Origin of the sequence: Actinospica acidithermotolerans (genome assembly GCF_018139625.1) — a bacterium.
GTDB classification, from domain to species: domain Bacteria; phylum Actinomycetota; class Actinomycetes; order Streptomycetales; family Catenulisporaceae; genus Actinospica; species Actinospica acidithermotolerans.
This window is the reverse complement of record NZ_JAGSOH010000003.1, coordinates 13530-37379: the sequence shown is the minus strand read 5'-3', so window position 1 is coordinate 37379 and position 23850 is coordinate 13530. Positions and strand designations below refer to the sequence as shown.

General features: G+C 72.6%; 26 protein-coding genes. 18 read left to right on the top strand and 8 right to left on the bottom strand.

Going from position 1 to position 23850, the window contains the following annotated elements:
* The first annotated feature begins 71 nt into the window (after positions 1-71).
* Together KDK95_RS01890 and KDK95_RS01885 are read left to right on the top strand one after the other, a co-directional pair.
* Positions 72-839, top strand: a complete 768-nt coding sequence (locus tag KDK95_RS01890; protein WP_212516203.1) for a response regulator transcription factor — start codon at positions 72-74, stop codon at positions 837-839.
* A complete protein-coding gene (locus tag KDK95_RS01885) occupies positions 836-2428 on the top strand; it encodes a sensor histidine kinase (protein ID WP_249160036.1) in 1593 nt (530 codons plus the stop codon). The genes KDK95_RS01890 and KDK95_RS01885 overlap by 4 nt, the downstream gene beginning before the upstream one ends.
* Before the next feature lie 16 nt (positions 2429-2444).
* On the opposite strand, the gene KDK95_RS01880 is transcribed toward KDK95_RS01885, so the two are convergent.
* Complete coding sequence (locus KDK95_RS01880) at positions 2445-3170, bottom strand: DedA family protein (protein WP_212516202.1); 726 nt, start codon at positions 3168-3170, stop codon at positions 2445-2447.
* A gap of 362 nt (positions 3171-3532) precedes the next feature.
* Here KDK95_RS01880 and KDK95_RS37585 point away from each other — a divergent pair, with 362 nt between their 5' ends.
* Together KDK95_RS37585 and KDK95_RS01870 are read left to right on the top strand one after the other, a co-directional pair.
* The gene (locus tag KDK95_RS37585) at positions 3533-4054 is read left to right on the top strand and encodes a COG4315 family predicted lipoprotein (RefSeq protein WP_212516201.1); all 522 of its coding nucleotides are present in this window, start codon (positions 3533-3535) and stop codon (positions 4052-4054) included.
* A 40-nt stretch (positions 4055-4094) separates the two neighbouring features.
* A complete protein-coding gene (locus KDK95_RS01870; protein ID WP_212516200.1) occupies positions 4095-4553 on the top strand; it encodes a hypothetical protein in 459 nt (152 codons plus the stop codon).
* 9 nt (positions 4554-4562) lie between these two features.
* On the opposite strand, the gene KDK95_RS01865 is transcribed toward KDK95_RS01870, so the two are convergent.
* A complete protein-coding gene (locus tag KDK95_RS01865; protein WP_372463250.1) occupies positions 4563-4856 on the bottom strand; it encodes an SHOCT domain-containing protein in 294 nt (97 codons plus the stop codon).
* A 365-nt stretch (positions 4857-5221) separates the two neighbouring features.
* Here KDK95_RS01865 and KDK95_RS01860 point away from each other — a divergent pair, with 365 nt between their 5' ends.
* Positions 5222-5689: a hypothetical protein gene (locus tag KDK95_RS01860; RefSeq protein ID WP_212516198.1), complete on the top strand. Its 468-nt coding sequence runs from the start codon at positions 5222-5224 to the stop codon at positions 5687-5689.
* A 102-nt stretch (positions 5690-5791) separates the two neighbouring features.
* On the top strand, positions 5792-6709 hold the full coding sequence (locus KDK95_RS01855; protein ID WP_212516197.1) for a DUF8832 domain-containing protein: 918 nt from the start codon (positions 5792-5794) through the stop codon (positions 6707-6709).
* A gap of 27 nt (positions 6710-6736) precedes the next feature.
* Here KDK95_RS01855 and KDK95_RS01850 read toward each other — a convergent pair whose 3' ends face one another.
* The gene (locus KDK95_RS01850; protein ID WP_212516196.1) at positions 6737-7192 is read right to left on the bottom strand and encodes an ArsR/SmtB family transcription factor; all 456 of its coding nucleotides are present in this window, start codon (positions 7190-7192) and stop codon (positions 6737-6739) included.
* A 90-nt stretch (positions 7193-7282) separates the two neighbouring features.
* On the opposite strand from KDK95_RS01850, the gene KDK95_RS01845 reads away from it, so the two are divergent.
* The 3 genes from KDK95_RS01845 (at position 7283) to ligD (ending at position 10853) form a co-directional block, all read left to right on the top strand.
* A complete protein-coding gene (locus KDK95_RS01845) occupies positions 7283-9268 on the top strand; it encodes a heavy metal translocating P-type ATPase (protein WP_212516195.1) in 1986 nt (661 codons plus the stop codon).
* The gene (locus tag KDK95_RS01840) at positions 9265-9723 is read left to right on the top strand and encodes a hypothetical protein (protein ID WP_212516194.1); all 459 of its coding nucleotides are present in this window, start codon (positions 9265-9267) and stop codon (positions 9721-9723) included. The genes KDK95_RS01845 and KDK95_RS01840 overlap by 4 nt, the downstream gene beginning before the upstream one ends.
* A gap of 119 nt (positions 9724-9842) precedes the next feature.
* Positions 9843-10853 (top strand): non-homologous end-joining DNA ligase, encoded by a 1011-nt coding sequence (gene ligD / locus KDK95_RS01835; protein ID WP_212516193.1) that lies wholly within the window; start codon positions 9843-9845, stop codon positions 10851-10853.
* A gap of 152 nt (positions 10854-11005) precedes the next feature.
* Here the strand turns inward: ligD and KDK95_RS01830 are convergent, their stop codons facing one another.
* The 3 genes from KDK95_RS01830 to KDK95_RS01820 all read right to left on the bottom strand — a co-directional run bounded on the left by KDK95_RS01830 (position 11006) and on the right by KDK95_RS01820 (position 13730).
* On the bottom strand, positions 11006-11290 hold the full coding sequence (locus KDK95_RS01830; protein ID WP_212516192.1) for a hypothetical protein: 285 nt from the start codon (positions 11288-11290) through the stop codon (positions 11006-11008).
* Positions 11291-11418: 128 nt separating this feature from the next.
* Positions 11419-12867 (bottom strand): MFS transporter, encoded by a 1449-nt coding sequence (locus tag KDK95_RS01825; RefSeq protein WP_212516191.1) that lies wholly within the window; start codon positions 12865-12867, stop codon positions 11419-11421.
* 287 nt (positions 12868-13154) lie between these two features.
* Entirely contained in the window at positions 13155-13730 is a 576-nt protein-coding gene (locus KDK95_RS01820; RefSeq protein ID WP_212516190.1) for a TetR/AcrR family transcriptional regulator, read from the bottom strand.
* Positions 13731-13819: 89 nt separating this feature from the next.
* On the opposite strand from KDK95_RS01820, the gene KDK95_RS01815 reads away from it, so the two are divergent.
* Positions 13820-14776: an NADP-dependent oxidoreductase gene (locus tag KDK95_RS01815; RefSeq protein ID WP_212516189.1), complete on the top strand. Its 957-nt coding sequence runs from the start codon at positions 13820-13822 to the stop codon at positions 14774-14776.
* A gap of 189 nt (positions 14777-14965) precedes the next feature.
* On the top strand, positions 14966-15682 hold the full coding sequence (locus KDK95_RS01810; protein WP_212516188.1) for a sigma factor: 717 nt from the start codon (positions 14966-14968) through the stop codon (positions 15680-15682).
* 30 nt (positions 15683-15712) lie between these two features.
* Here the strand turns inward: KDK95_RS01810 and KDK95_RS01805 are convergent, their stop codons facing one another.
* Both KDK95_RS01805 and KDK95_RS01800 read right to left on the bottom strand, forming a co-directional pair.
* Positions 15713-17038: a serine/threonine-protein kinase gene (locus tag KDK95_RS01805; protein ID WP_212516187.1), complete on the bottom strand. Its 1326-nt coding sequence runs from the start codon at positions 17036-17038 to the stop codon at positions 15713-15715.
* Positions 17035-17976 (bottom strand): universal stress protein, encoded by a 942-nt coding sequence (locus tag KDK95_RS01800; RefSeq protein ID WP_212516186.1) that lies wholly within the window; start codon positions 17974-17976, stop codon positions 17035-17037. The genes KDK95_RS01805 and KDK95_RS01800 overlap by 4 nt, the downstream gene beginning before the upstream one ends.
* Positions 17977-18158: 182 nt before the next feature.
* On the opposite strand from KDK95_RS01800, the gene KDK95_RS01795 reads away from it, so the two are divergent.
* The 7 genes from KDK95_RS01795 to KDK95_RS01765 all read left to right on the top strand — a co-directional run bounded on the left by KDK95_RS01795 (position 18159) and on the right by KDK95_RS01765 (position 23807).
* Complete coding sequence (locus tag KDK95_RS01795) at positions 18159-18503, top strand: STAS domain-containing protein (RefSeq protein ID WP_212516185.1); 345 nt, start codon at positions 18159-18161, stop codon at positions 18501-18503.
* 117 nt (positions 18504-18620) lie between these two features.
* A complete protein-coding gene (locus tag KDK95_RS01790) occupies positions 18621-19451 on the top strand; it encodes a DUF1206 domain-containing protein (RefSeq protein ID WP_212516184.1) in 831 nt (276 codons plus the stop codon).
* 183 nt (positions 19452-19634) lie between these two features.
* Positions 19635-21242: a PP2C family protein-serine/threonine phosphatase gene (locus KDK95_RS01785; protein ID WP_212516183.1), complete on the top strand. Its 1608-nt coding sequence runs from the start codon at positions 19635-19637 to the stop codon at positions 21240-21242.
* A 26-nt stretch (positions 21243-21268) separates the two neighbouring features.
* On the top strand, positions 21269-22381 hold the full coding sequence (locus KDK95_RS01780; protein WP_212516182.1) for a cobalamin B12-binding domain-containing protein: 1113 nt from the start codon (positions 21269-21271) through the stop codon (positions 22379-22381).
* Complete coding sequence (locus tag KDK95_RS01775) at positions 22378-23061, top strand: STAS domain-containing protein (protein ID WP_212516181.1); 684 nt, start codon at positions 22378-22380, stop codon at positions 23059-23061. The genes KDK95_RS01780 and KDK95_RS01775 overlap by 4 nt, the downstream gene beginning before the upstream one ends.
* Positions 23061-23444, top strand: coding sequence for an ATP-binding protein (locus KDK95_RS01770; RefSeq protein WP_212516180.1), 384 nt, complete (start codon positions 23061-23063; stop codon positions 23442-23444). The genes KDK95_RS01775 and KDK95_RS01770 overlap by 1 nt, the downstream gene beginning before the upstream one ends.
* A gap of 15 nt (positions 23445-23459) precedes the next feature.
* Positions 23460-23807 carry an STAS domain-containing protein gene (locus tag KDK95_RS01765; RefSeq protein ID WP_212516179.1) on the top strand — a complete coding sequence of 116 codons (348 nt, stop codon included), beginning with the start codon at positions 23460-23462 and terminating at the stop codon, positions 23805-23807.
* Positions 23808-23850: the final 43 nt, after the last annotated feature.

Here is a 23850-nt window from a genome sequence, read left to right as displayed (position 1 = left end):
TGCCGGCGCGCGAGGTCGGCGGGGGCGCAGAGGCTCAGAGACTTCTCATCTGGTGCGCGACAATGTGGGTGATGACCAGCGCTCAGCCGTCCGCCGCCCTCGCGCCGCGCCCGCCCTCCGGCGGCCCGTGGCGCATCCTGGTTGTCGACGACGAACCGGACCTGGTCGAGGTCGTGTGCGGCGCGGTGAGGTACGAGCAGTGGTCGGCGCTGGGGGTCTCGACCGGCGCGGCGGCGGTGTGCGCGGCGGCCGACTGGCGGCCGCACGCCGTCGTGCTCGACGTCATGCTCCCCGACCTGGACGGGGTCGAGGTGATGCGCCGCATCCACGCCGAGCAGCCGGACATCCGGGTGCTCTTCCTCACGGCGCGCGACGCGGTCGAGGACCGGGTCGCCGGAATCACCGCAGGCGGCGACGACTACGTCACCAAGCCCTTCGCCCTGAGCGAGGTGATCGCCCGGCTGCACGGCCTGCTGCGCCGCGCGGGTGCCGCAGCCGTCCCGGCCGCCGCCGAGGCGGCCGCCCCTCTTCCGCCGCACGCGCTCGTCGTCGGCGACCTGGTGCTCGACGACCAGGCGCGCGAGGTGACCCGCGGCGGCGTCCCGGTCGAGCTCAGCCCGACCGAGTTCGCGCTGCTGCGGTACCTGATGGAGCATCCGCGGCAGGTGCTGAGCAAGGCCCAGATCCTGGAGGAGGTCTGGTCCTACGACTTCGGCGGCGACGCGCACGTGGTCGAGCTGTACATCAGCTACCTGCGCAAGAAGCTGCACGACGGCCGCCCGCCGGTGATCCACACCGTGCGCGGCATGGGCTACGTCCTCAGGGCGGCCGCCTCATGAGACTTCCGCTGCGCCGCCCCCGGCCCCTGTCCCGGCTGCGCCGGCCGCGCCTTTTCCCCAGGACCCTGCGGACGCGGCTCGTCCTCGGCGTCATAGCCCTCATGGCGGTGACGTTCGTGGGCATCGACTTCGCCACCACGCGGGCCCTGAGCGACTTCCTCGTGGCCAGAGTCGATCAGCAGCTCGACGACGCGGGCGTGCGCTACGCCGTGAGCCTGGAGCGCGACGCCGGCGGCGGGGGGAACGCGCATGCCGACAGCCGGGGCGTGTCCGCGGGCACCTTGGGCGTGCGGCTGGTGAACGGCCGCGTCACCACGGCCGCCGTGGTCGACGGCGGCACCCAGGACTCCGCGACGGCGGCCGACCAGTCCGGCCAGAACAGGATGCTGACCCTCTCCGCGACCGACCAGGCCCGGCTGGCGGCGCTCACCCCCGGCGGCTCGCCGGCCACAGTGGAGCTCTCGGGTGTGGGCAGCTACCGGGTCGAGGCGTTCAGCGGCCAGGACGGCGACGTCCTGGTCACCGGCCTGCCCATGCGGCCGGTCGAGGCCACGGTGCACAAGCTCGGCGACATCGAGCTGGCCGTCTTCGCGATCGCACTGGCCGCGGCCGGAGCGCTCGGCGCGGCCTGGATCGGTCTCGCGCTGCGCCCGCTGGACCGGGTGACCCGCACCGCCGAGCGCGTCAGCAGCCTGTCGCTGGCCAGCGGCGACGTCGCGCTCTCGGTGCGCGTCCCGGACGAGGACCCGCGCTCCGAGGTCGGCCGGGTGGGGGCCTCGCTCAACCGCATGCTCGGCCACGTCGAAGACGCGCTGGAGAAGCGGCACGCCGTGGAATCACGGCTGCGCACCTTCGCGGCGGACGCGAGCCACGAGCTGCGCACCCCGGTCGCGGCCGTCCGCGGCCACGCCGAACTCGCCCTGCGCAGCCCCGAACCGATGCCGGATTCCGTCCGGCGCTCCCTCACCCGCATCGATGCCGAGTCCCAGCGCATGGGCGTCATCGTCGAGGACCTGCTGCTCCTGGCCAGGCTGGACGCGGGCCGGTCGCTCGCCCGCGAGGAGGTCGACCTGACCAGGCTGGCCCTGGACGCCGTCGACGACGCCCGCGCGGCCGGTCCGGCCCACCGCTGGCGCCTCGACCTGCCCGAGCGGCCCGTCGTGCTGGTCGGCGACCGGCACCGGCTGGCGCAGGTGGTGGCGAACCTGCTGGCGAACGCGCGGATCCACACCCCGGAGGGGACGGCGGTGACCTTGCGGGTCGCGGTGCCGGCCGCTCCCGGGGAAGCCGGCGGGAAGGGCGGCGCCGTGGTCCTGTCCGTCACGGACGACGGCCCGGGCATGGATCCGGAGCTGGCCGCCCGCGCCTTCGACCGCTTCGTGCGCGGCGACAAGACCCGCTCGCGCGCCTCCGGGGGCACCGGCCTCGGCCTGGCGATCACGCGCGCCATCGTCGAGGCGCACGGCGGCCAGGCCACGCTGACGACCGCGCCCGGCCGCACGACCGTCGAGCTGACCCTGCCGGGCCCCGTCCGGTCGGAGAGCGCGGAGCGGCCCGACCCGACGCCGAACGAGGAATGCGTCGGATAACCGCAGGCGGCGAGCCTCAGCGGTCCTTTTCCCGCGCAGGGGCGGGCGCCGGTTCGGCGACGGCGTCGGGGGCCAGGTCTAGCTCCACGTCCGTCTCGTCAGCGGTGGCCGCCGCCTGGCCGCGTGCACGCGCCCGGCGCCGTCGCCGGATCACGAACAGGACGACGAGTACGGCGGCGGCGCCGAGGAGGTAGAGCGAGTAGCGGCTCACCCCGTCGTAGATCGCGGTGATGTGGTCGCCGGCGAGGTAGCCGACCGTGGTCCAGGTCGCGACCCACAGGGCGGCGCCGACGGCGTTGTAGAACAGGAACTTCGCCCAGTGCATGCCGGTGATCCCGGCGATGATGCCGTTGGCCTGGCGCAGGCCCTCGATGAACCGCGCGACGACGACGATCTTTCCGCCGTGCCGGTTGAAGAAGGTCTCGGCCTTGTCCAGGCGTTCCTCGGTGAGCTTCACATAGCGGCCGTAGCGCAGCACGAGGGCGCGCCCGCCGAAGTGGCCCACCGCGTAGCCGACGTTGTCGCCGAGTATCGCGGCGAAGAACGCGACCACCGCGACGGTGACGATGTTCAGCCGTCCGGCCCCGGCGTAGACGGAGGCGGCGATCAGCACGGTCTCCCCGGGTGCGGGCACGCCGAAGTCCTCGACGAACAGCAGGAACGCGACGGCCGCGTATCCCCAGTGGTCGAGCAGCGGGGCGAGGGCCTGGAGGAACCCGGGCAGTTGGACGGGTGCGCTCACCGGTGAGCGGTCTCCTTCTCGGACGTGTCGCTGAATCAACGGGTGGAACTGCTGAGCGGGTAACCGGCCGGCCGGCCCGTACACCTGCGCGCGGGCGGCCGATCCGCCGGGTCCACGTCCAGATCCACTTCTACATGCCTGTAGTACTTCTACCGTAGCGTAGATCGCGAGGCGCGGTTCGAGGGCGCGTTCGCAGGTTCGAAGCCTGGCACGGTCCCTCGCATCTCCTCCGGATGCGCCCGCCGATGAACCAGCGGCTGTGCACATACGTCCTGATGGCCGAAGGAGCCTTCGGACGAAATCGGACGAACTGCGCGCCGCCGCACGTGAGCGGCCTCCCAGTTCCAGCCTAGGGAGCCATCGTGAATCGTCTCGCCCTCTTCGCCGTCGGTGCCGGCGCACTCGCCGCCGTCGCCGCCGGCTGCAGCAGTTCCACCACGTCGACCGCGTCCGGCTCGGGCGGTTCGGCCACGACGAGCAGTGGCGCGGCCATTGTGAAGACCGCGAGCTCCTCGCTCGGCACGGTCCTGGTGGACGGCTCCGGCCGCACGCTGTACATGTTCAAGCACGACACCGGCAGCTCGCCGACGTGCACGGGTTCGTGCGCCTCCATCTGGCCGCCCGACGACACGACCGGCACGCCGCAGGGCACCGGCGTGAGCTCGTCGATGCTCGGCACCACGGCGAGCACCACCGCCCACGCGACCCAGGTCACCTTCGACGGCCACCCGCTGTACTACTACTCGGGCGACTCGAAGGCCGGGCAGGTCAACGGGCAGGGCGTACAGGGAATCTGGTTCGCCGTCAGCCCCTCGGGCAGCGCGATCACCACGACGCCCGCGCCCAGCACCAGCAGCACGGGCAATGGCGGATACGGCTACTGATCCCCGACCATCCGGCGGGTGGTGGAGGGCCGCCGCGGCGGTGATCGCGACCGTCGCGGCGGCCGTCGCCGGCGGTCTGGCCGGCGGCGCGGCCCGCACCGACGGCGCAGCGCCCCCGGCCCGACCGGCCGCCGCGTACCTGGCGATCGCGCAGGCGGGCAACGCGCGGCTGGAGACCGGCTTCGACCGGCTGCACGGACCCGACCGCGCCGATCCAGCCACCGCCGACGCGGACCTGCGCGGCATCGCCGCCACCGAGCACCTCTTCGACCAGCGCCTCTCCAGACTCGCGCTCCCGGCCGGCCCCGAGCGCTGGGCACGGACGCTGATCGGCGTGAACGAGGCGCGTGTCGCGTTGACCAGGCAGGCCGCGACGAGCCGTACGCCCGCGCAACTCGCCGGGTACCAGGCGCCGCTCACCGCGGCCAACGTGCCCGTCGAACAGGCCGTGCGAGCGATCCGCGCCTCACTCGGCCTCCCGCCTCCGGACACCGACTAGGTGTACTGATCACGAGGACGGGTGCCGGTCGCGCAGCACGGCCAGGCGCGTGGCGTATTCGTGTTCGTCGATCTCCCCGGCGGCGAAGCGCTCGGCGAGGATCTGCTCGGGGTTGCGGCGCGGTGCGGGAAGGGCGGTGGGGCCGGCGCCGGCGCCCGGGTTGTGGGCGGTGCGCGGGCCGGCCAGTGCGCGGGCGATCAGGATTCCCACGCCGACGATCACGGCCCAGAACAGGAGCATCCCGATGATCATGGCGGTGTATCCCCACGCGCCGGGATGGCCGTCGCCGTACCAGTACATCATCACGCCCACGCTCCTGTCGGTTCGCTGAGGCCAGCGCGTCCTGTCGCCTTCATGCTCCGCCGGTGGCGGGTTGCGGGGCACGGTCGGAGAGCCACCCGTAGAGGGGACGAACGTCCCGTTCGGGGAGCTGCGGACGGACTGCAGGCGGCCGGGCGACTGCGGCCGGCTCCGGACGGGTGCGGTGGCGCGGGTCGGCGACACGCACGGCCAATTCACCGATGCACCGGCAGCCGGATGTCCGTTTCGCATAGAGTCGTGCGCGGCAGGGTTCTGACGGCGAGCGAGGAGGGCGGCGGATGGAAGCGCGAGTTCAGGCCGCACTCGACGCGCCTACGCGAGGCTCGCACTTCGGCAGACCGCTGCGGTTGCTCGCCATACTCGTTCTGCTCGGACTGTGGCTGATGCACGGTGTGTCCGCCACGACCGGGGCGGGCTGCCACGGCGTGCCGGTCATGATGTCGATGTCGATGTCGATGTCGATGTCGATGTCGACGTCGGAGTCGATGCCGAACTCGGTGAGCGCCTCGGCGGCCGATTCCGGCTCGACTGTGGCTGCGGATCAGATGATGCGCGTCGACCCCCGGGCCCAGGCCAAGAGCGCCGATTCCCTGCGTGCCGAGTCGGGGGAGACCTGCCTTTCCGGCCAGCCGCCGTCACAGCGTGACATCCTGCTCGGCCTTCTCGCATGCCTCACTCTGGCCGTTCTCGGCTGTGGCGCGCCGACTTGGCCACCGCATGATGCGTGGGGCGCGGCGTGCCGACCCCGGCGCCGCGGTCCACCGGGTCGCGCGGGCAGGGTGCTGTTGGCCACGGTGTGCATTTCGCGGACGTGATCGGGCCCTCGCTTCGTCCGGGCTGGTTCCGGACGGGCAGACGCGCCCCCTGTCACCGTGCGCGAAATCTCTCGCGCCCGTCGCGAAAGTCGAACCGAACTCATGCGTACCCTGCGATCTACCCTGTCCCGGCACGCCGGCGCTGCCGGACTCGCCACCCTGCTCGCCGTCGGCCTCGGCGCCTGCGCCGCGAACACCGCACCCGCCGCCGACTCCTCCGCCTCCGCCAGCACCGCCGCCTCTGCGACCACGAGCGGGATGCCCGGCATGTCCGGCATGGACGAACCGATGTACACCGGCAACGGCCTGTCGGCCTCGTCAGGCGGGTTCACCCTCGTTCCGGCCGACGCCACTTCAACGCTCCCGGCGGACCGCGCCGTCACGCTCTCGTTCCGAATCGAGGACGCCATGGGCATGGCGGTCACCTCGTTCCAGGACGACCAGACGAAGCTCATGCACTTCTACGTCGTGCGCTCCGACCTGGCCGGCTTCCAGCACGTGCATCCGACGATGGCCGCGGACGGCACCTGGAGCGCGAGTCTCGCAGCCATGCAGCCCGGCGCTTACCGCGCCTACGCCTCGTTCATCACCAAGAACAGCGGCGGCACCGCGGTAGCGCTCGTGCTGAGCGAGCAATTCACGGTCGCCGGAACGGTATCGACAGCCGCGGCCCTACCTGCGCCGTCCGCCACCACCGAAGTGGACGGGTACACCGTGGCCCTCTCCGGCGACCTGATGTCCGGCATGCAGCACACCCTGACCGCGACCATCACGAAGGACGGCGTACCGGTCACCGACCTGCAGCCCTATCTCGACAGCTACGCGCACCTCACCGCGTTCCACCAGGGCGACATGGCCTTCGCCCACCTGCACCCGCAAGGCACCGTGAACGGCGACCACGGCGGACCGACCCTCACCTTCGAGGCGACGATGGCCGAAGCCGGCGACTATCGGCTCTACCTGCAGTTCCAGACCGGCGGCGTACTGCACACCGCCGCGATCACCGTCCACGCCGCGTAATCCGCTCGGCCGCCGGATGACGCCGGATTAGACGAACGCTTCGCCTGCGGACTCGGACTCGGACTCGGCGGACTCAGACTCGAACCCGGAGCCGGACTCGGTCTCCGCCGCGGTGACCTGGTCGCGCAGTCCGAGCCGCAGGTGCTCGCTGTGGTAGACGGCCTCGTCGAGGAGCGCGGCGACGTGGTTGTCGTAGAGGGCGTAGCGGTTGTTCTTGCCCTGCCGGGTGCCGGTGACCAGTCCGAGGTGCCGCAGAAGGCGGAGTTGGTGGGAGACGGCCGACTGCTCCATGCCGATCTCGCGGGCCAGCTCCGTGACCGTGCACGGGCTGCGGCGCAGCCGGACGAGGATGAGCAGGCGGCTCGGCGTCGCCAGGGCCTGGAGCGTCTCGGCGACCTTCGCCGCGGAGGCGGCGTCGAGCTCGGCGGCCTGCGGAGCGCGCTCGCGGTCGGTGTTCTCGTGCTCTGCGGTGACGTGCCCCATACGGACAGGCTACCAGGAGTGTTCGCATGAAGAAGTATTCATGCGATCCGGTAGAGTGGGACGGGTACCCGCCCCGACCCGAGGACCGCCATGCCCGCCGACGTACTCGATCTCCAGGCCACCGCCGTGCCCGCGGCCGGCCCCGCCGCGCCCGTCCGCACCCGCGGCGCGGGCGTCTGGACGCTGCCCGAGGTGCGCTGGGCGGCCCTGGCCACGGCGTTGTTCCTGGTCGGCCTGATCGCTCACTTCACGGGTGCGCCGGCGTGGCTGGCCTGGGCGTTCTTCCTGGCATGCTATGCGGCGGGCGGCTGGGAGCCGGGGCTTGCCGGGCTGGGGGCGCTGCGGGAGAAGACCCTCGACGTCGACCTGCTGATGGTGCTGGCGGCGATCGGCGCCGCGGCGGTCGGGCAGGTGCTCGACGGCGGGCTGCTGATCGTCATCTTCGCCACCTCCGGCGCGCTGGAGGCGGCGGCCACGCATCGGACGGCGCAGGCGGTGCGCGGGCTGCTGGATCTCGCCCCGGAACGCGCGGTGCGCGTAGCCGAGGACGGCGCCGAGGAGTACGTCGAGGCCGCCGCGTTGAAGGTGGGCGACGTGGTCCTGGTGCGTCCCGGTGAGCGGATCGCGGCAGACGGGCAGGTGACCGCCGGGGCGAGCGAGGTGGATCAGGCCACGATCACCGGCGAGCCGCTGCCGGTCGCGAAGTCGGAGGGCGACGAGGTGTTCGCGGGGACGCTCAACGGCACCGGCGCGCTGCGCGTGCGGGTGGACCGCGAGGCGTCGGAGTCCGTCGTCGCGCGGATCGTCGCCATGGTCGAGGAGGCCTCCGAGACCAAGGCGGCGACGCAGCTGTTCATCGAGAAGGTCGAGCAGCGCTACTCGATCGGCATGGTCACCGCGACGCTGCTGCTGTTCGCGATCCCGCTGCTGGCCGGTGCCGCGTTCCAGCCCAGCCTGCTGCGCGCGATGACCTTCATGATCGTCGCCTCGCCGTGCGCGGTCGTCCTGGCGACGATGCCGCCGCTGCTGGCGTCGATGGCCAATGCCGGACGGCACGGCGTGCTGGTGAAGTCCGCGGTCGTGATGGAGCGGTTCGGCACCGTCACGCGCGTGGCGTTCGACAAGACCGGCACGCTCACCGAGGGCACCCCGCGCCTGGCGCAGATCAGGGTCCTGGCCGGCTCGGATCTGACCGAGCAGCAGATCGTCGCGCTCGCCGCCGCCGCCGAGAACCCCTCCGAGCACCCGCTGGCGCGCGCGATAGTGGCCGCCGCGCGCGAGGCCGGACACACCCTCGTGCGCGCCAAGCACTTCGCCGCGATCCCCGGCCAGGGGGTGCGCGCGACGGTCCAGCGCCACCAGGTCGAGATCGGCAGCCCCTCGAGCCTGCACACGACGCCGAACCTCGAGCTGACGGCCGAGATCGAAGACCTCGAGGGCACCGGGCACACGGCCGCGCTCGTGCGCGTGGACGGCAAGCCGGTGGCCGTGTTCGGCATCGCCGACCGCATCCGCCCGGCCACGGCCGACACGGTCACCCGGATCACCGCCGTCACCGGCAGCGAACCGCTGCTGGTGACCGGCGACAACCGGCGCGCCGCCGGACTGCTCGCCGGCCAGGCCGGAATCACCGAGGTGCGCGCCGAACTCCTGCCGCAGGACAAGGTCGGGGCCGTACGCGAGCTCGAGGCCGCCGGCCAGCGCGTGCTGCTGGTCGGCGACGGCGTCAACGACGCTCCCGCGCTGGCCGCCGCGCACGTCGGCGTCGCGATGGGCCGCGCCGGGTCGGACCTCGCCCTGGACACCGCCGACGCGGTGATCATGCGCGACGACCTCGCCACCGTCCCGGCCGTCATCACCCTCTCCCGGCGCGCCCGCGGCGTCGTGAAGGCGAACCTGGTCATCGCCTCCACGATCATCCTCGGGCTCGTGACCTGGGACCTCGCGGGCCACCTCCCGCTCCCGCTCGGCGTGCTCGGGCACGAGGGCTCCACCGTGATCGTCGGCCTCAACGGCCTGCGCCTGCTGCGCAAGTCCGCCTGGACCCGGGCCCTCGGCGCCGCGGTCCGCCGATGAGCGGCAGAAAGAAGGCGGCGGAGAAGCGGAGCCCGGAGAAGCGGAACCCGGAGCAGCGGAGCCCGGAGAAGCGGAAGGCCGAAGCGGCCGCGGCCACCGTCACCGTGTGCCGCGGCTGCTGCTGCGGACGGCCCGAGAAGAACCCCGGCACCGACCACCGCGCCCAGCTCACCACGCTGCGCGAACGCCTTGGCGCACACCGGGTGCGCGTCTCCGACTGCCTGGACGTGTGCGAGCAGTCCAACGTCATCGTCGTCTCCCCGGCCCCGGCCGCACGCGCCGACGGCGCGCGCCCGGTCTGGCTCGGCCTGATCCACGACGCCGACGCCGTCGCCGACATCGCCGACTGGATCCAGGCCGGCGGCCCCGGCCTGGCCGAACCGCCCGCGATCCTCGACCTCTACCGCTTCGCGCCCTCCCGCCGCATCCGCGCCGAATCAGGGATCGAGGCGTAACCTGTCGCGCGCTGCCCGCGTTCGCCGGCTGCGACGGCCACCACGTTTCGGGGTAATTCGGACGGGCACCCGGGCGTCACGCTGCGGCACTTCGCCGCGGCCGAGGACGGTGGTCACTGGTGACGGGGTTGCTCGATGAGCTCGCGCAGGACGAGGCGGGACGTTTGCGCCCGGCCTCGGATTCCCCGGGAACGGCGATGCTCGCCACGCTCTCGGATCGGCGGGAGTTCGACGGGGGCTGGATCCTGGAGCGCAAGTTGGACGGGGTTCGCGCGCTGGCCACGCGGGAAGGCGGGCAGGTCAGACTGCTCTCGCGCGGTGCGAAGCCGTTCGACGCGGCGTTCCCGGAGCTGGCCGAGGCCCTGGCGGAGCAGGACTGCACCGACTTCACCGTGGACGGCGAGATCGTCGCGTTGCGGGACGGCGTCACCGACTTCTCCCGCCTCCAGCAGCGGATCGGGCTCACGAACGCACGGGCGGCGCGGGCGACCGGCGTGAGCGTGACCTACTTCGTCTTCGACCTGCTGCGGCTCGACGGCCGCGACACGACGCGGTTGCCGCTGCTGACCCGCAAATCGCTGCTCCACGACGCGCTCAGCTTCCGCAGCCCCTTGCGCTACACAACGCACCGCAAGGCCACGCGCGACACGAATCCCGTGCTGGAGGAGGCCTGCGCGAAAGGCTGGGAGGGCTTGATCGCCAAGCGTGCGGACTCGGCGTACGTGCACCGGCGTTCGCCCGACTGGCTCAAGCTCAAGTGCGGTCGCGGCCAGGAGTTCGTCGTCGGCGGCTTCACCGAGCCCGCCGGCAGCCGCGTCGGCTTCGGCGCGCTGCTGCTCGGGTACTACGACGGCGACCGGCTGCGGTACGCGGGGAAGGTCGGGACCGGCTGGGACACGCGGACGCTGCGGTCGTTGCGCGCCGAGTTGGACGAGCTGGAGCAGGACACGTCGCCGTTCGCCGGGACGGTGCGCGAGCGGGGCGCGCACTGGGTGCGTCCGGAGTTCGTGGCCGAGATCGGCTTCACCGAGTGGACGCGCGACGGGATGCTCCGTCACCCGCGCTACCTCGGGCGGCGTACCGATAAGCGCGCGCGTGACGTGGTGCGGGAAGAGCCGGCGGGCCGGTGACGGGAGCCGCGCTGGCGGTGCGGTCGCCGCGGTCGCGAAGTCCGGCCGGACTGAGGATCGGCGGCCCGGCTGAGCGCATCAGGAACCGGTGATGCGCTCGCGCAAGCGCCGAAGTCCGGCCGGGCTGAGGATCGCCGGCCCGGCTGAGCGCATCAGGAACCGGTGATGCGCTCGCGCAAGCGCGGTAGATAGTCGTCGAACGCCGCGGCCATGTCGTCGAGGTCGACCATCGCCGGAAGGTCGATGGCCGGCTGATGGGCCAGCAGAAGCGCCGCGCTCTGCTCGACCACGCGCCGGCCGTCGTCCTCCGAGGCGCCGATCTTCGCGAGGACCTCGGGCGTCACCCGAAAACGCGACTCCTCGACGCCGGTACTGTGCCGGACACGCACGAGATAGTCGTGATCGCCGAGTGCCTCGACTTCGATCTGCTCGGACATCCCGGGCCTCCTTCATCTCGCGGCTCGAGCCCTCGGCCTCGATCTCAGCCTAACTCCGGGCTCATCGGCTCGGGCGACGCCGCGCCAGGCGGTGAGGCCCGCCAGGCGGGTGGGGTCCGGCCGGCGTCCTAGAACCCGATCTGCTCGCGGTCCGCGCTCTCCTCGGTGATCTTCTCGGCGGCGGTGATCACGTCGGCGTCGTGCTCGGCGGCGATCTCGTCGAGGCTGCGTCCCGCGGTCTCCGGGATCAGCAGCGTGAGCAGGATGCCGAGCACCGAGAATCCGGCGGAGAGCTTGAGCGCCCCGGCGGTGCCGAGGTCGCGCTGGATGACCGGGAAGAGGAACACGCCGATGAACGCGCCGACCTTGGCGAAGCCGGAGGCGATGCCGTGCGCCGTGGAGCGGATGGCGGTCGGGAAGGTCTCGGCGCCCATCACGAACGTGGTGGTGTTGGGGCCGAACTCGGCGAAGAAGTAGCTGATGCCGAACAGGATCAGGAACGGCAGCACCATCGTCGTGATGCCCGGGATGACGCCGATCAGCAGGAACGCCAGGCCCATGCAGGCGAAGCCGATCAGCTGCAGGCGCCGGTGGCCGATCCGGTCCATGTAGACGACGGCCAGGTAGTAGCCGGGCACGGCGGCGACGGTGAAGACGATGAGGTTCAGTGCGAGGGTCTGCGTCAGCGTGTGGGTGCCGGCGCCGAGCACGCTCTTGACGATCAGCGGTGCGGAGACCGAGTTGCCGTAGTAGGCGTAGTCGAACACGAACCAGCTGCCGGCGGTGCCGAGCAGGGTCAGCAGGTGGCGCCGGTTGGTCAGCAGCGTGGCGAGGCCGGGCTTGGCCGCGGGCGCCGGCGCCGGGTTCGAGCCGTTCGCCCGCACCTGGCCGTCGGTGTAGGCGTTCAGGTGCGCGGCCGCGGCCGCGGCGTCCCCGCGGACGGCGGCGGTGTAGCGGGGGGACTCGGGCATCTTGTGCCGCAGGTAGATCACGCACGCGGCGGGGATCGCGCCGAAGCCGAGCAGCAGCCGCCAGACCAGCGCGTGGTCCACGCCGCCCGCGAGAAGTGCCAGGCCGGCGGCGTATCCGGCGATGGTGCCGAGCGCCTGCATGGAGAAGACCATGCCGACCAGGCGGCCGCGGTTGCTGCGGTTGGCGTATTCGGTCATCAGCACCGCGGAGACCGGGTAGTCGCCGCCGACGCCGATGCCGAGGATGAACCGGAAGACCAGCAGCCAGGCCAGGTTCGGCGCGAACGCCGAGGCCAGCGCGCCGAAGACCATGAGGATCGCCAGCAGCCCGTAGGTGCGCTTGCGCCCGGCCAGGTCCGCGACGCGTCCGAAGAAGAACGCGCCGAGAAACGCCGCGAGCAGCGAGATCGAGTTGATCAGCCCGGTCTGCGCCGTGCTCAGGTGCCACTGCGCGGCGATCAGCGTGCTGGCCGCCCCGACGATGAACAGGTCGTAGGCGTCGGTGAAGAAACCCATCCCGGAGGTGAGCACCGCACGCCGGTGGAATCTGCTGAGCGGGGCCTCGTCCAGGGCATGGGCGATCCCGGCAGTCGTACTGTTCGGCATGGGTGAGCGCATCCCGTTTCGCGTGGGTTAACAACAGGGGTACACACGTTAAAGTGCGCCCGCGCGGGAAACGGGTCCCCGCGAGATGGCAGAGTTGAGGCGACTTTCAGGTAAACAACAGATGAACACATCTGCCGTGCGCTGCGGACCGGCCTTCCCCGTCACACCCGGTCATCCCGCGGCTCGCCACCAGTGAGGAACCCTGTCCCGACTCTCGTCCCCGGTGAGGAACCCTGTCCCGGCGCTCGTCCCCGGTGAGGAAGCCTGTCCGGTGGCTGACGTGGCGGTTAACGGCTGACTGGCCGTAGGCCGTCGAGGAGGATGTCGAGAAGGCGGTCGGCGGTGACGGCGTGGCCGGGCTGGTGCGCGACGGTGAAGATCCCGATCAGGCTCGCCGCGACCTCCTCGGCGGTGACGTCGGGCCGGAGGTCTCCCGCGGCGCGGCCTGCGTCGAGGATCGATGAGATCGCGTTCAGCAGCTCGTCCCGGGTCCGGGCGTGGCCGACGGCGCCGGAGTCGATGACCGTCAGCAGGGTGTCGAGCATGCCGTTCTTCGTCGCGATCCAGTCGCCGAACAGGTCCATCCAGCGCCGCATCGCCACGGCCGGGGCCGCGTCGGCGAGCAGGTCGCTGGCGCCGTTCGTGAGGCGCACGACCTGGTCGCGGTAGACCGCCTCCACCAGGGCCTCGCGGGTTGGGAAGTGGCGGTAGAGCGTCCCGATGCCGACGCCGGCCTCGCGGGCGATGGCCCGCATCGATGTCTCCGCGTCGGCCGAGGCGAAGACCCGCGTCGCGACGTCGAGCAGCTGCTCGCGGTTGCGCGCGGCGTCGGCCCGCGGCGACCGCGGCTCCGAGTCTGTCAAGCGGATCACGCTCCGGTTGTGTTAGCTTGCTCCAAGCGGAGCATAGTCCGTTTCAGCGCCGCTCGACGATTACGAGGAGACGAGGACGCATGCAGCAGCACGACGAGGGATTTCGCGGCGGCACGAGCCGGGCGGTCCGGCTCGAGTCGTTCGGCGGCCCTGGCGCACTGGCCGTCCAGGACGTGCCCGCACCGGAGGCGGGCGACGGGCAGATCCGCGTCCGCGTGACGGCGGCCGGCCTGAACCCGATGGACTGGTTCATGACCTCGGACGCCGAGACCGCGGCACGGTTCGGCCTGAGCCTGCCCTGCGGGTTCGGGACCGACTACGCGGGCGTCGTCGACCAGGTCGGCGGGGGCTCGAAGGGATACGCGATCGGCGACCGCGTGTTCGGAGCCGCGTTGTCCCGAGCGGTCGCCGACTACGTCGTGGTCGACGCGGACGGGACCATCGTGAGCGGCGTCGCCCATCACACCCCGGACGGCGTCGACGACCGTACCGCCGCCACGCTCTCGATCGCCGGCAGCACCGCCGCCGCGGCCCTCGCCATTCTCGATCTCGGCCCGGACGACACGGTGCTGATCGGCGGCGCGGGCGGCGGCGTCGGCGTGTTCGCGGTCCAGTTGGCGCGCATCGCTGGTGCGCGAGTCATCGGGACCGGTTCACCGTCGAGCGCGCAGTATCTGCGAAGCCTCGGCGCCGACCCCGTCGCGTACGGCGACGGCCTGGCCGCCAGGGTCCGAGGCCTCGATGCGCGCCCCCTCACCGCCGCACTAGACCTGCACGGGACGGACGCGGTGCACGTCGCCCGGGAGTTGGGAGTCCCGGACAACCGCATCTGCACCATCGCAGCCGTGGTCGACGGCATCCCGGCCGCCAACGGAGCCAGCGCCGGCCCGGATGCGCTCGAGAACATCGCACGCCTCGTCGCGGCCGGCCGCCTGCGCGTACCGATCGCGGCGACCTTCCCGGTCACCGACATCCGCGCCGCCGTCGAACTCCAGGCCTCCCGCCATGCCCACGGCAAGGTCGTGGTCGATCTCTGACCTCCGGGTTGAGGGCACGCGCTGGGCCGGTGAGTGCGCGTGATGCGTCGGCGGGCCGAGGGGAGCGGCTACAGTTGTGGCGTACATCACATCATCGTCTGGATGGTCGGAAGCGTCTTCAGTGTGGAGCACTGCGTTCGACTCGACTGAGCCGGGCGGAAGCGCCTGCGGGGCAGTCGCATAGGAGACATGCACATGATGGGGGAGGAGGAGTTCGACACCTTCTATTCGGTGTCGTACTCCAGCTTGGCCGGCCAGCTATACGCGATGACCGGCGACTGGGCCGAGGCCCAGCAGGTCGTCCAGGAGGCGTTCGTCCGGGCGTGGGATCACCGATCGAGCTTCGATCTGGAGGCGGCGCCGGACTCGTGGGTCCGGACCGTGGCCCGGCACCTAACGGGCTCGCGGCGGCGTCGCGGGCACGAGCCTTCGTCGGGTCTGGCGGGGCAGGAGCCTGTTCGGTTCGTCGAGGCGCTGCGCAGGCTCGGGGACGATCAGCGCCACTTCGTCGTGCTGCACTACCTGTGCGACCTGGGCATCGAGGACATAGCGGCCGAGACCGGGGTGACGATCGAAGCGGTCCGGGCCGGTCTGGCTCGCGGCCGGGCTGCGCTGGCCGTGGCGCGTGACGGGGAGCTGCCCCATGAGGAACTCGTCGGCGAGCTCTACGACTTCGCCAACCGGAACGCGCATCCGCGCCTGACCGCGCAACGGGTCCGCGAGCAGGGCGACCGACGACGGCTGAGCCGCCGGAGTGCGACGGTGGGCGGCGCCGGCGTGCTCGCTCTCGCTGGAGTCGTCGTCGTAGCGCTCCTCGCGGGCAGCCCCGCCCCGCCGAGAGTGGCGCCGACGGCCGGGCATCCCACGGGCGCGCACCGCGTCGCCGCGAAGCAGTCACGGTCCTGACGCACCGGGGCGGCGGCGGAACGTGCGCGGCTATCCGCCGTGCTTTCCATGGCCGCGTCCGTGACCGTGCCCGTTCCGACCACTGTTCGCGGCCGCGGCTGCGGCCGGAGCCGCAGCGGGAGCCGCCGCCGTGCTTCCGGACCCGGCCGCCGTCGTGCCTGCGCCGGCCGCCGTGCTGCTCGCCGTGGCCGCCGCGTTGACCGAGATCTTGCTGTTGCCCGGCGATATCTGACCGCTCGGGGTGGACGGACGCGGTGAGACGGTCTTGGTCGACGCCGTCGGGCTCTCGTCCGTCTGGCTCAGCGGAACCACGATCGAGGCCGCAAGCGCCGCGCCGGCGGCGGCGAGGGAGACCGCGAGCCGGGTACGGCGGCGCGGGCGGTGGACCGGGCGCGTCAGATCCTCGTCATCCGCCGCCGCCGCGGTGGTCGCCACCGAGGCCGCTGACGACGCCGCCGATGCGGACGGCCCGAGGCTTGCGAACGCGCCGGCGACCTCACGTGCGCTCGGCCGGTCGTTCGGGTCCTTGCGCGCGCAAGCCTGGTAGAGCGCGTCGATCTCCGTCCGCCTTCCGCCGGTCAGCGGCAGTGCGGGAGGATCGGAGAGCAGGTGCGACATCCCCAGCGCGGGAAGCTCCCGGTCGGGATACGGGGCATGGCCGCTCAGGCACCAGTAGAGCAGGCAGCCGAGTGCGTAGACGTCGGACGCGGGCTGCGCGGGGGAACCGCGCCACTGCTCGGGAGCCATGCAGGCGGGCGTGCCGATCACGACCTGTCCGGTCAGGTCCGCGTCGGTCGCGCGGCGGGAAATGCCGAAGTCGAGGAGCACGGCGCCGCGCGCGGTGAGCATCACGTTGCCGGGCTTGACGTCGCGGTGCACCACGCCGGATGCGTGCGCGGTGGCGAGGGCGTCGGCCACCTGCCCGCACACCGTCAGCGCCTCGGACGTCGAGATCGGCCCGCGCTTGAGCCGAGAGCCCAGGCTCTCGCCGCTGAGGAGCTCGGTCACCAGGAACGGGCAGCCGTCCCCGTTCTCGTCGCCCTCGTCGCTTTCGACGAAGTCGAAGACGGTGACGATCAGCGGATGGCGCAGGCCGGCGAGCAGCCTGGCCTCCCGCTCGAGGCGCTCGCGCTCGTGGCCGCCGCCTTCGCCGGCGACGCGCGACAGCGCCTTGACGGCCACCTCACGGCCCAGCGCTTCGTCGCGGGCTGCCCAGACGTGCGCGGTACCCCCGGATCCGAGGGGCCGCAGCAGGCGGTAGCGCCCGGAGACGAGCCGGCCGCGCTCCCATCGCGTCCACCGTGCCGGGAAACCGCCCTCCTCCTCGATCCGGTGCGCCAGATCGGCCGCGGTCATGAGATGTCTCCGTCGCACGGCGGGATGACGGCGATCGGGGCCGACGAGCGCGACAGCAGCGCCTCCGCGACCGACGAAAGACCCAGCGAGAGCGGCCCGTGGTGGTGTGCGCCGAGCACGACCAGCCGCGCGTCGGCGCCGGCCTCCGCGAGCGCGGCGGCCGGATCGCCCGCCGCCGCGCTGATCTCGACCTCGACGTCCGGGTACTTCGCCCGGTAGGGCTCGATCGCTCGCGCCGCGTCCGCCGCCTCGTCCGCGTCGCTGTCAGAGGTCTGCACCGGGGCCGAGACGACGCCCGGGCCGCTGATCCCGAGAGCCATGGCGCTCATCGGAGCGGCCGCCATAGTCGGCGGTACCGCCGGCGTCCACGCACGGATGACGCGCAGCGGAGCGGCATAGCGTCGCGCCGCTGCGAAGGCGTAATCGACGGCCGTGTCGCTCGGGCTTGGACTCGCGCCGAACACGACGGCGCCGTCGACTTGCTCGGGCTCCGGGCCGCGTACGACCACCACCGGCCCCTCCGGGTGCAGCGCGACCGCACGGCTGACCGAGCCGAGAAGCAGTCCCTTGATCACGCCGTGGCCCGAGTTGCCGATGACGACCAGCACGTCCGGGGCGCAAATCCCGAGGAGCATGTTGGTGGGGGAGGCCGGCGAGAACTCGGCGTTGACCTCGAGGTCCGGGTACCGCTCGCGAATGCTCGCGGTGAGGCCGGAGACCAGTTCGCGCCCGGCGGCCTGCAAGTCCGCCGCCAGCTCCGGCGGCTCGTACGGCGCCACGGCGGCGGTGGGCAGGTGCAGAGCGTGGGCGAGGGTCAGCGGCACGCCGCGCATCGATGCCTCGCGCGCGGCCCAGAAGGCGGCGTGCCCGGAACTCTCCGAAGCATCGACGCCCACGACGACACGGTGCGTTTCCGACGGGTCAATGTTCGCAGTCATGCGTTGATCGCCTTTCCATACCGGCCACGTCATTTCGCCGAAACCAGGGTCGGCGCCCGCGTATGCCCGCTTGCCCGGGTTCCATGCGCCCGGCGGCCGGCGGGCCCGGCACTGACCAGCTGATTACTTCCGTGGCTGACGGGTACTCGGGCCCCGCAGCGTAGAGAGCGGAGCATGGAGCGATGGTCGTGGACAAAGAGTTCGAAGTGGTCGTCGAGGCGGTTGAGCACGACCGGGTCGTGGTCGCGGTATCGGGTGACCTCGACCTGTGGGGTGCGACGAAGTTGCACCGGCCGCTGATGGACGCGCTCGACACCCCGGTGGTGGTCGTCGACCTGAGCGAATGCGGATTCTGCGACTCCTCGGGTCTGCGCACGCTGGTGCAGGCGCTCGCCTGGGCGGGCCAGGAGGGCGTGTCCATCCGGTGGGCGGGTGTCGGCACGCCGGTGCTGCGCGTGTTCGAGATGGCCGGGCTGCTGTCCGAGCTGAGCCTGTACCCCGACGTGCCTTCGGCGCTGAAGGGCTGAAGAGAGCACGCGGAGCAGGCGGAGCAGGCGAATTAGGCGGGTGCGACGGTGGGTTCACTCGGATGGCCGGATCAGTCGGACCGGTCGGGTCAGTCGGATAGGTCTGATCGGGAGCCGATGACGGACTTCGGGCGCGCCCGCGACCGTGCCCGCGCGATGGTTTCGAACGCCGACGCCGAGGACGCGGTCGGCGCCCTCGGCCGCGTGGGCCTCGTCGCGCGCGGGCTGGTCTACCTGCTCATCGGCTGGATCACGCTGATGATCGCGCTCGCCCGCCGCTCGACAGAGGACGATCGGACTGGCGCTCTCGAACTGCTCGCGGGCAAGCCGTTCGGGTTCATCGTGCTGTGGTTTCTGATCGTCGGATTCGCCTGCATGGCGGTGTGGATGGCGGTATTGGCAGCAAGGCCGGATCAGCGCGGCGAGCGCGGCGCCGGGGCCCGGGTGGCGGCGGGATTCACGGCGCTCTTCTACGCCGTCGCCGGGTACACCACCGCGCGATACGCGGTGACCGGGCACGCGAGATCCACCAACCAGGTCTCGACCGACTACACCGCGGTCGCGATGCGGCGTGCAGGCGGCCAGATCCTGGTCGCGGCGGTCGGCGCGGGCCTGGTGATCGGCGGGGCCGTGATGATCAAGCACGGGATCGGCAGGCGGTTCGCGAAGGACCTCGACACCGGCTCCATGCCCGCCGCCGCCCGTCGCCCGGTCGTGTGGCTCGGCGCGGCCGGGCAGGTCTCGCGCGCGGTCATCGCGGTCGCGGCCGGCGCGTTCCTCATCGACGCGGCCGTCACCTACGACCCCGCGCAGGCCCGCGGCGTGGACGGCACGCTGCGCGCCTTCGCCTCCGCGCCGCTCGGACCGCTGGTGCTGATCCTCATCGCCGCCGGTCTCGTCTCGTTCGGCGCGTACTCGCTGTGCGAGGCCAGGTGGCGACGACAGTGATCGCGCGCGAGGCGGGAGTTGCCGGTTCGGCGCATGGTTTCGGCGTTCGCGGGCAATCGTTGATCCGCGAGATCGGGTAGCGCGAAAGCGGTCAGGCGCGGCTGACGCGTCCATCCCGGCCGGGCTCCGGCTAGGGTAGGACGGGCGGTGCGCGCCTTACGTATTGCCGGAAGGGAGGTGTCCATGCAGGTGGAATCGGGTTTGGACGATCCGCGGGCGGGGATCGCGACGGCGCTCGCGGCGTCCCCGTTCCCGGTCGTCGTGGTCGACGCGGCGGGTGTGGTGCGGGAGGCCAACGCCGCGGCCGTCGACTCGGTGCCGGGCGTGCTCGTCGACGCCTCCTTCGCGCAGTGCGCGCCGGAATGGCTCGTCCGAGCGCACGACGCGGGGGAGACCCAGGCCGTCGGCCCGGTCGGCGAACGGGTGCTGCACGGGCGGGTGAGCCTGTGGCCCGGCGGAAACACCGCCTGGTGGCTCTCCGACCGGACCGAGTACGAAGCCCTGCAGGGGGACCTGACCCGGGAGCGCGAGAGCAAGGCGTTCCTGATCGAGGCGTCGAACCGGCTGCTCGCCTCCCTGAACGTGGAGAAGACGACGGCCACGGCGGCGTCGCTCGCGGCGGAGCACCTCGCCGAACTCGCGATCGTGGTGGCTCCTCCGGCGCGGCGCGGCCTCGCGCTCACCTGCGCACGCCGCGGCGGCCCGGTCACGACCGAGGTGCGCAGGCTCGATCCCGCCGAGGTTCCCGGGCTCGCCGAGGCCCTGCAGGGCTTCCCGCCGGTGCCCTCGCGCTGGCTCGACCCGGCCGCCGCACCCGACTGGCTCGTCCCGGACGGATTCGGCCCCGTCGGCTCGCTGGTGGTGACGCCGCTCCCGGGCAACGGGGTGCCCGCCGGGGCGCTGATCCTGCTGCGCGGCGCGCGCAGCGGCGAGTTCACCGAGGACGAGGAGGCCTTCGCCCGCCTGTTCGCGGCGCGCGCCGGAGCGGCGATCAGCGCCGGCCTGCTCTTCGCCCGGCAGTCGACCGTCGCCCGGGTGCTGACGGACGAACTCGTGCCGCCCGTGCTCAGCCGCGTCGACGGCATCGAGCTCGCCGGCGGCTACCGGCCCGCGCTCGGCGACGAACGTGTCGGCGGCGACTTCTACGACTTCCATCCGCCGACGCCGCAGGATCCGAACGCGCTGATCGTGCTCGGCGACGTGTGCGGCAAGGGGATCGAGGCGGCCGTGCTCACCGGCCGGATCCGCAGCAGCATCGCGGCTCTGCGCACCGTCGAGTACGACCACGTCCGCATGCTGCGCCTGCTCAACGGCGCGCTGCTCAGCTCGCGCCACACCCGCTTCGCCACCATGGTCCTCGCCTCCGTGCGCTCGGACGGCGAGAACGTGGTCGCGCGGGTGACCTGCGCCGGCCACCCGCCGCCCCTGGTGGTGCGGGCCGACGGCGCGGTGGAGGAGGTCCGGAGCCGGGGGACGCTGATCGGCGCCCTGACGACGGTCAGCGCCGAAAGCAGCGAGGTGGTGCTCGCGCCCGGCGAGACGTGCCTGCTCTACACCGACGGGATCACCGAAGGGCGCGGCGGGGCGACCGGCCGCGAGATGTTCGGCACCGCGCGGCTGGCGCGCGTTCTCGGGGAATGCTCCGGCATGCCCGCCGAAGCCGTCCTCGAGCGCGTTCAGATGGTGGCCGCGCAGTGGGCCGGATCCGAGCCGCACGACGACACCGCGGTGATCGCCATCACCGCGCCGCTCTGGCCGGCCAGGACCGGCGAGGCCGTCGCCGAGGCCTGACGTACCAGATATCGAGGGAGGTTGAGATGCACCAGGCCGCCGAGCAGACGGCGACCGCCCTGCCCGCGCCCCCGCGGCAGACGTCCGGGTCCGCCGACGGCGTGAGCGCCGAGCAGCGACAGGCCTACTGGGACGCGCTGATCGCGCGCGACGAGCGCACGGCGTGGGGCGTCACCAGGCGGGCCCTGGAAGACGGCGTCGATCCCGAGTGCCTGCTGCTCGACCTGATCGGCGGCGCCCAGCGCCGGATCGGGACCGACTGGGCCGCCGCCCGGCTCTCCGTGGCCCAGGAGCATGCCGCGACCGCGATCGGGGACCGGGTCGTCGCCGCCCTCGCGGCGCATCCGGGGTTCCGCGACGCCCAGGCCCCGGCGGCCGGCCGCGTCGCGGTCGCCTGCGCCGACGGCGAGTGGCACGCCATGCCGGCCCGCCTGCTCGCGGAGGTGCTCGCGCTGCGCGGCTGGCAGGTCGACTTCCTCGGCGCCCACGTCCCCGGCCCGCACCTGGTCGCGCACCTGCATCAGAGCGGCCCCGACGCGGTCGCGCTCTCCGCCTCCCTCGCCACCCGCCTGCCCGCCGCGCACGCCGTGATCACCGCCTGCCAGGCCGCGGGCGTCCCGGTCCTCGCCGGCGGCGCGGCCTTCGGCCCGGACGGGCGCCACGCGCGGCTGCTCAACGCGGACGGATGGGCCGGCGACGCGCGCGCGGCCGCCGAGTCGCTCCAGTCGGCCCTTCCCCGGCCGCGCTCCCCGCACCAGGCCGTGGACGATCTGCCGCACCTGTCCGACCAGGAGTACACGCTGCTGCGCCGCGGCCGGCTCCAGTTCGCCGCCGCGATCCTCGCGGACCTGCCCGCGCGCTTCCCGCGCATGCGCGACTACAGCGAGAGCCAGATGCGGCACACCGAGCAGGACATCGACTCCATCCTCGAATACCTGGCGTGCGCAACGTACGTCGACGACGCCGAACTGTTCGTCGCCTTCAGCGGCTGGACGCGCGAGATCCTGCAGGCGCGCGGCGTCCCGGATCACGCGCTGACGGCAGGGCTCGAGGCCGCCAGGGACCGCCTGCGCGAGTTCCCGCGGGCGGCCGGGTTCCTCACAGCGGCCCTGGAGGACCTGAAGGAGGACCGCCGGTGAGCCATCTCGGCTCCGCGCGGCCGATCGCGCGGGTGAGGAGCGACGCCGGCGGCGCGCCCGGCCTGGACCTGCACGGCGAGCTCGACCACGACACCGTGGACGACTTCCGCGAGGCGCTGGACGCGGTGCTGGCCGCGACGCGTCCCGGGGAGTCGATCGTCGTCGACTGCGGTCGGCTCGAATTCTGCGATTCCACCGGCCTCGCGGCGCTCCTGATGGCGCAGCGCGACGCGGCGTCCCGGGGCGCGGGCATCACCATCAGCGGGATGACCGACTACCTGCGCGGACTCCTCGCCGTGACCGGTGTCAGCGCCCTGTTTCACGAATCAGGCGCGCCGTTCGGGGGCGCCACGCTGGAACGGCGCGAGGGAAGGGCGGTGGTCCGTCTGCACGGCGAGATAGACGACGACTGCGCGGACGAGGTCAGGAGCGCGCTGGACGAGGCGGCCGGCTCGTCACCCGCCGGGATATCCGTCGACGTGGCCGGGTTGCGGTTCGCCGATTCGACGCTGCTGCACCTTCTCCTGAGCGTGCGCGAGCGCGTCCCGGTCCGCGTACTGGGCCCGCTCCGGCCGGCGGTGCGGACGCTGCTGGAGGCCACGGGGCTGATCAGGGTGTTCGATCTCGCCGAAGGCGACGGCGACGTCGGCGGCGTCGATCCGCAGGAGGTGCGGGCTTGATGGACATGACACTCTCACGCTTCGAACTCGTCTCCGACGGCCACAGCATCGCGCAGGCCCGGGCGGCGGCCCGGCGGTACCTGGCCGAGCACTGCCCGTGGGCTCCGGCGGCGGCGGTCGCCCTGGTCGTCTCCGAGCTGGTGACCAACGCCGTGCGGCACGCATCCGGCTGGTGGCGCCTGCGCATCACCGCGGACGAGCAGCGGCTCGTGGTCGAGGTCGAGGACGAGAGCGCGGATCCGCCGCGCCGGCGCCCCTTCTCGACCGCCGGCGAGGGCGGGCTCGGTCTGGTGATTGTCGAGAAGCTCACGAACAAGCTCGAGGTCCGGCCGAACCCGGCGGGACCCGGCAAGACGGTGTACGCCTACTGGTTCAAGGCCTGAGAGAGGGCGGCAGACATGGACGGGAACCAGCCGTTCGCGGTGACAGTGTCCCACCCGCGCGAGGGCCGGGCGGTGCTCTCGATCCGCGGCGATCTCGACCTCGCCAGCGCGCAGGCGCTGCGCGAGCCGCTCGCGGAGAGCCTTTCGCGCAACAGCCTGGTGGTGATCGAGATGGGCGCGTGCGGCTTCATGGACTCATCCGGCCTGCGCGTCCTGCTGGCCGCGGCGCAGCGCGCCGGTCAGGCGGGAGGCGCCCTGCGACTGGTCGAGGTGGGGCCGGAGGTGGAGCGCGTGATCGAGATGACCGGCCTGCTGGAGACGTTGCCTATATTCGCCGACGTGGACGCCGCGCTGGCCGAGTAGCGGCCATCGCGGCTTACGCGTGCCGGTCGGCGCGATCGATCCA

Bases quoted from the DNA above. Each gene is read 5' to 3' on its own strand.
- KDK95_RS01885 (WP_249160036.1), top strand. From the start codon at position 836: ATGAGACTTCCGCTGCGCCGCCCCCGGCCCCTGTCCCGGCTGCGCCGG.
- KDK95_RS01780 (WP_212516182.1), top strand. From the start codon at position 21,269: ATGCACCAGGCCGCCGAGCAGACGGCGACCGCCCTGCCCGCGCCCCCG.
- KDK95_RS01790 (WP_212516184.1), top strand. From the start codon at position 18,621: ATGACGGACTTCGGGCGCGCCCGCGACCGTGCCCGCGCGATGGTTTCG.
- KDK95_RS01855 (WP_212516197.1), top strand. From the start codon at position 5,792: ATGCGTACCCTGCGATCTACCCTGTCCCGGCACGCCGGCGCTGCCGGA.
- KDK95_RS01805 (WP_212516187.1), bottom strand. From the start codon at position 17,038: ATGACCGCGGCCGATCTGGCGCACCGGATCGAGGAGGAGGGCGGTTTC.
- KDK95_RS01850 (WP_212516196.1), bottom strand. From the start codon at position 7,192: ATGGGGCACGTCACCGCAGAGCACGAGAACACCGACCGCGAGCGCGCT.
- KDK95_RS01815 (WP_212516189.1), top strand. From the start codon at position 13,820: ATGCAGCAGCACGACGAGGGATTTCGCGGCGGCACGAGCCGGGCGGTC.
- KDK95_RS01840 (WP_212516194.1), top strand. From the start codon at position 9,265: ATGAGCGGCAGAAAGAAGGCGGCGGAGAAGCGGAGCCCGGAGAAGCGG.
- KDK95_RS01890 (WP_212516203.1), top strand. From the start codon at position 72: ATGACCAGCGCTCAGCCGTCCGCCGCCCTCGCGCCGCGCCCGCCCTCC.
- KDK95_RS01765 (WP_212516179.1), top strand. From the start codon at position 23,460: ATGGACGGGAACCAGCCGTTCGCGGTGACAGTGTCCCACCCGCGCGAG.
- KDK95_RS01830 (WP_212516192.1), bottom strand. From the start codon at position 11,290: ATGTCCGAGCAGATCGAAGTCGAGGCACTCGGCGATCACGACTATCTC.
- KDK95_RS01770 (WP_212516180.1), top strand. From the start codon at position 23,061: ATGGACATGACACTCTCACGCTTCGAACTCGTCTCCGACGGCCACAGC.
- KDK95_RS01795 (WP_212516185.1), top strand. From the start codon at position 18,159: ATGGTCGTGGACAAAGAGTTCGAAGTGGTCGTCGAGGCGGTTGAGCAC.
- KDK95_RS01865 (WP_372463250.1), bottom strand. From the start codon at position 4,856: ATGATGTACTGGTACGGCGACGGCCATCCCGGCGCGTGGGGATACACC.
- KDK95_RS01845 (WP_212516195.1), top strand. From the start codon at position 7,283: ATGCCCGCCGACGTACTCGATCTCCAGGCCACCGCCGTGCCCGCGGCC.
- KDK95_RS01785 (WP_212516183.1), top strand. From the start codon at position 19,635: ATGCAGGTGGAATCGGGTTTGGACGATCCGCGGGCGGGGATCGCGACG.
- KDK95_RS01810 (WP_212516188.1), top strand. From the start codon at position 14,966: ATGCACATGATGGGGGAGGAGGAGTTCGACACCTTCTATTCGGTGTCG.
- KDK95_RS01825 (WP_212516191.1), bottom strand. From the start codon at position 12,867: ATGCCGAACAGTACGACTGCCGGGATCGCCCATGCCCTGGACGAGGCC.
- KDK95_RS01800 (WP_212516186.1), bottom strand. From the start codon at position 17,976: ATGACTGCGAACATTGACCCGTCGGAAACGCACCGTGTCGTCGTGGGC.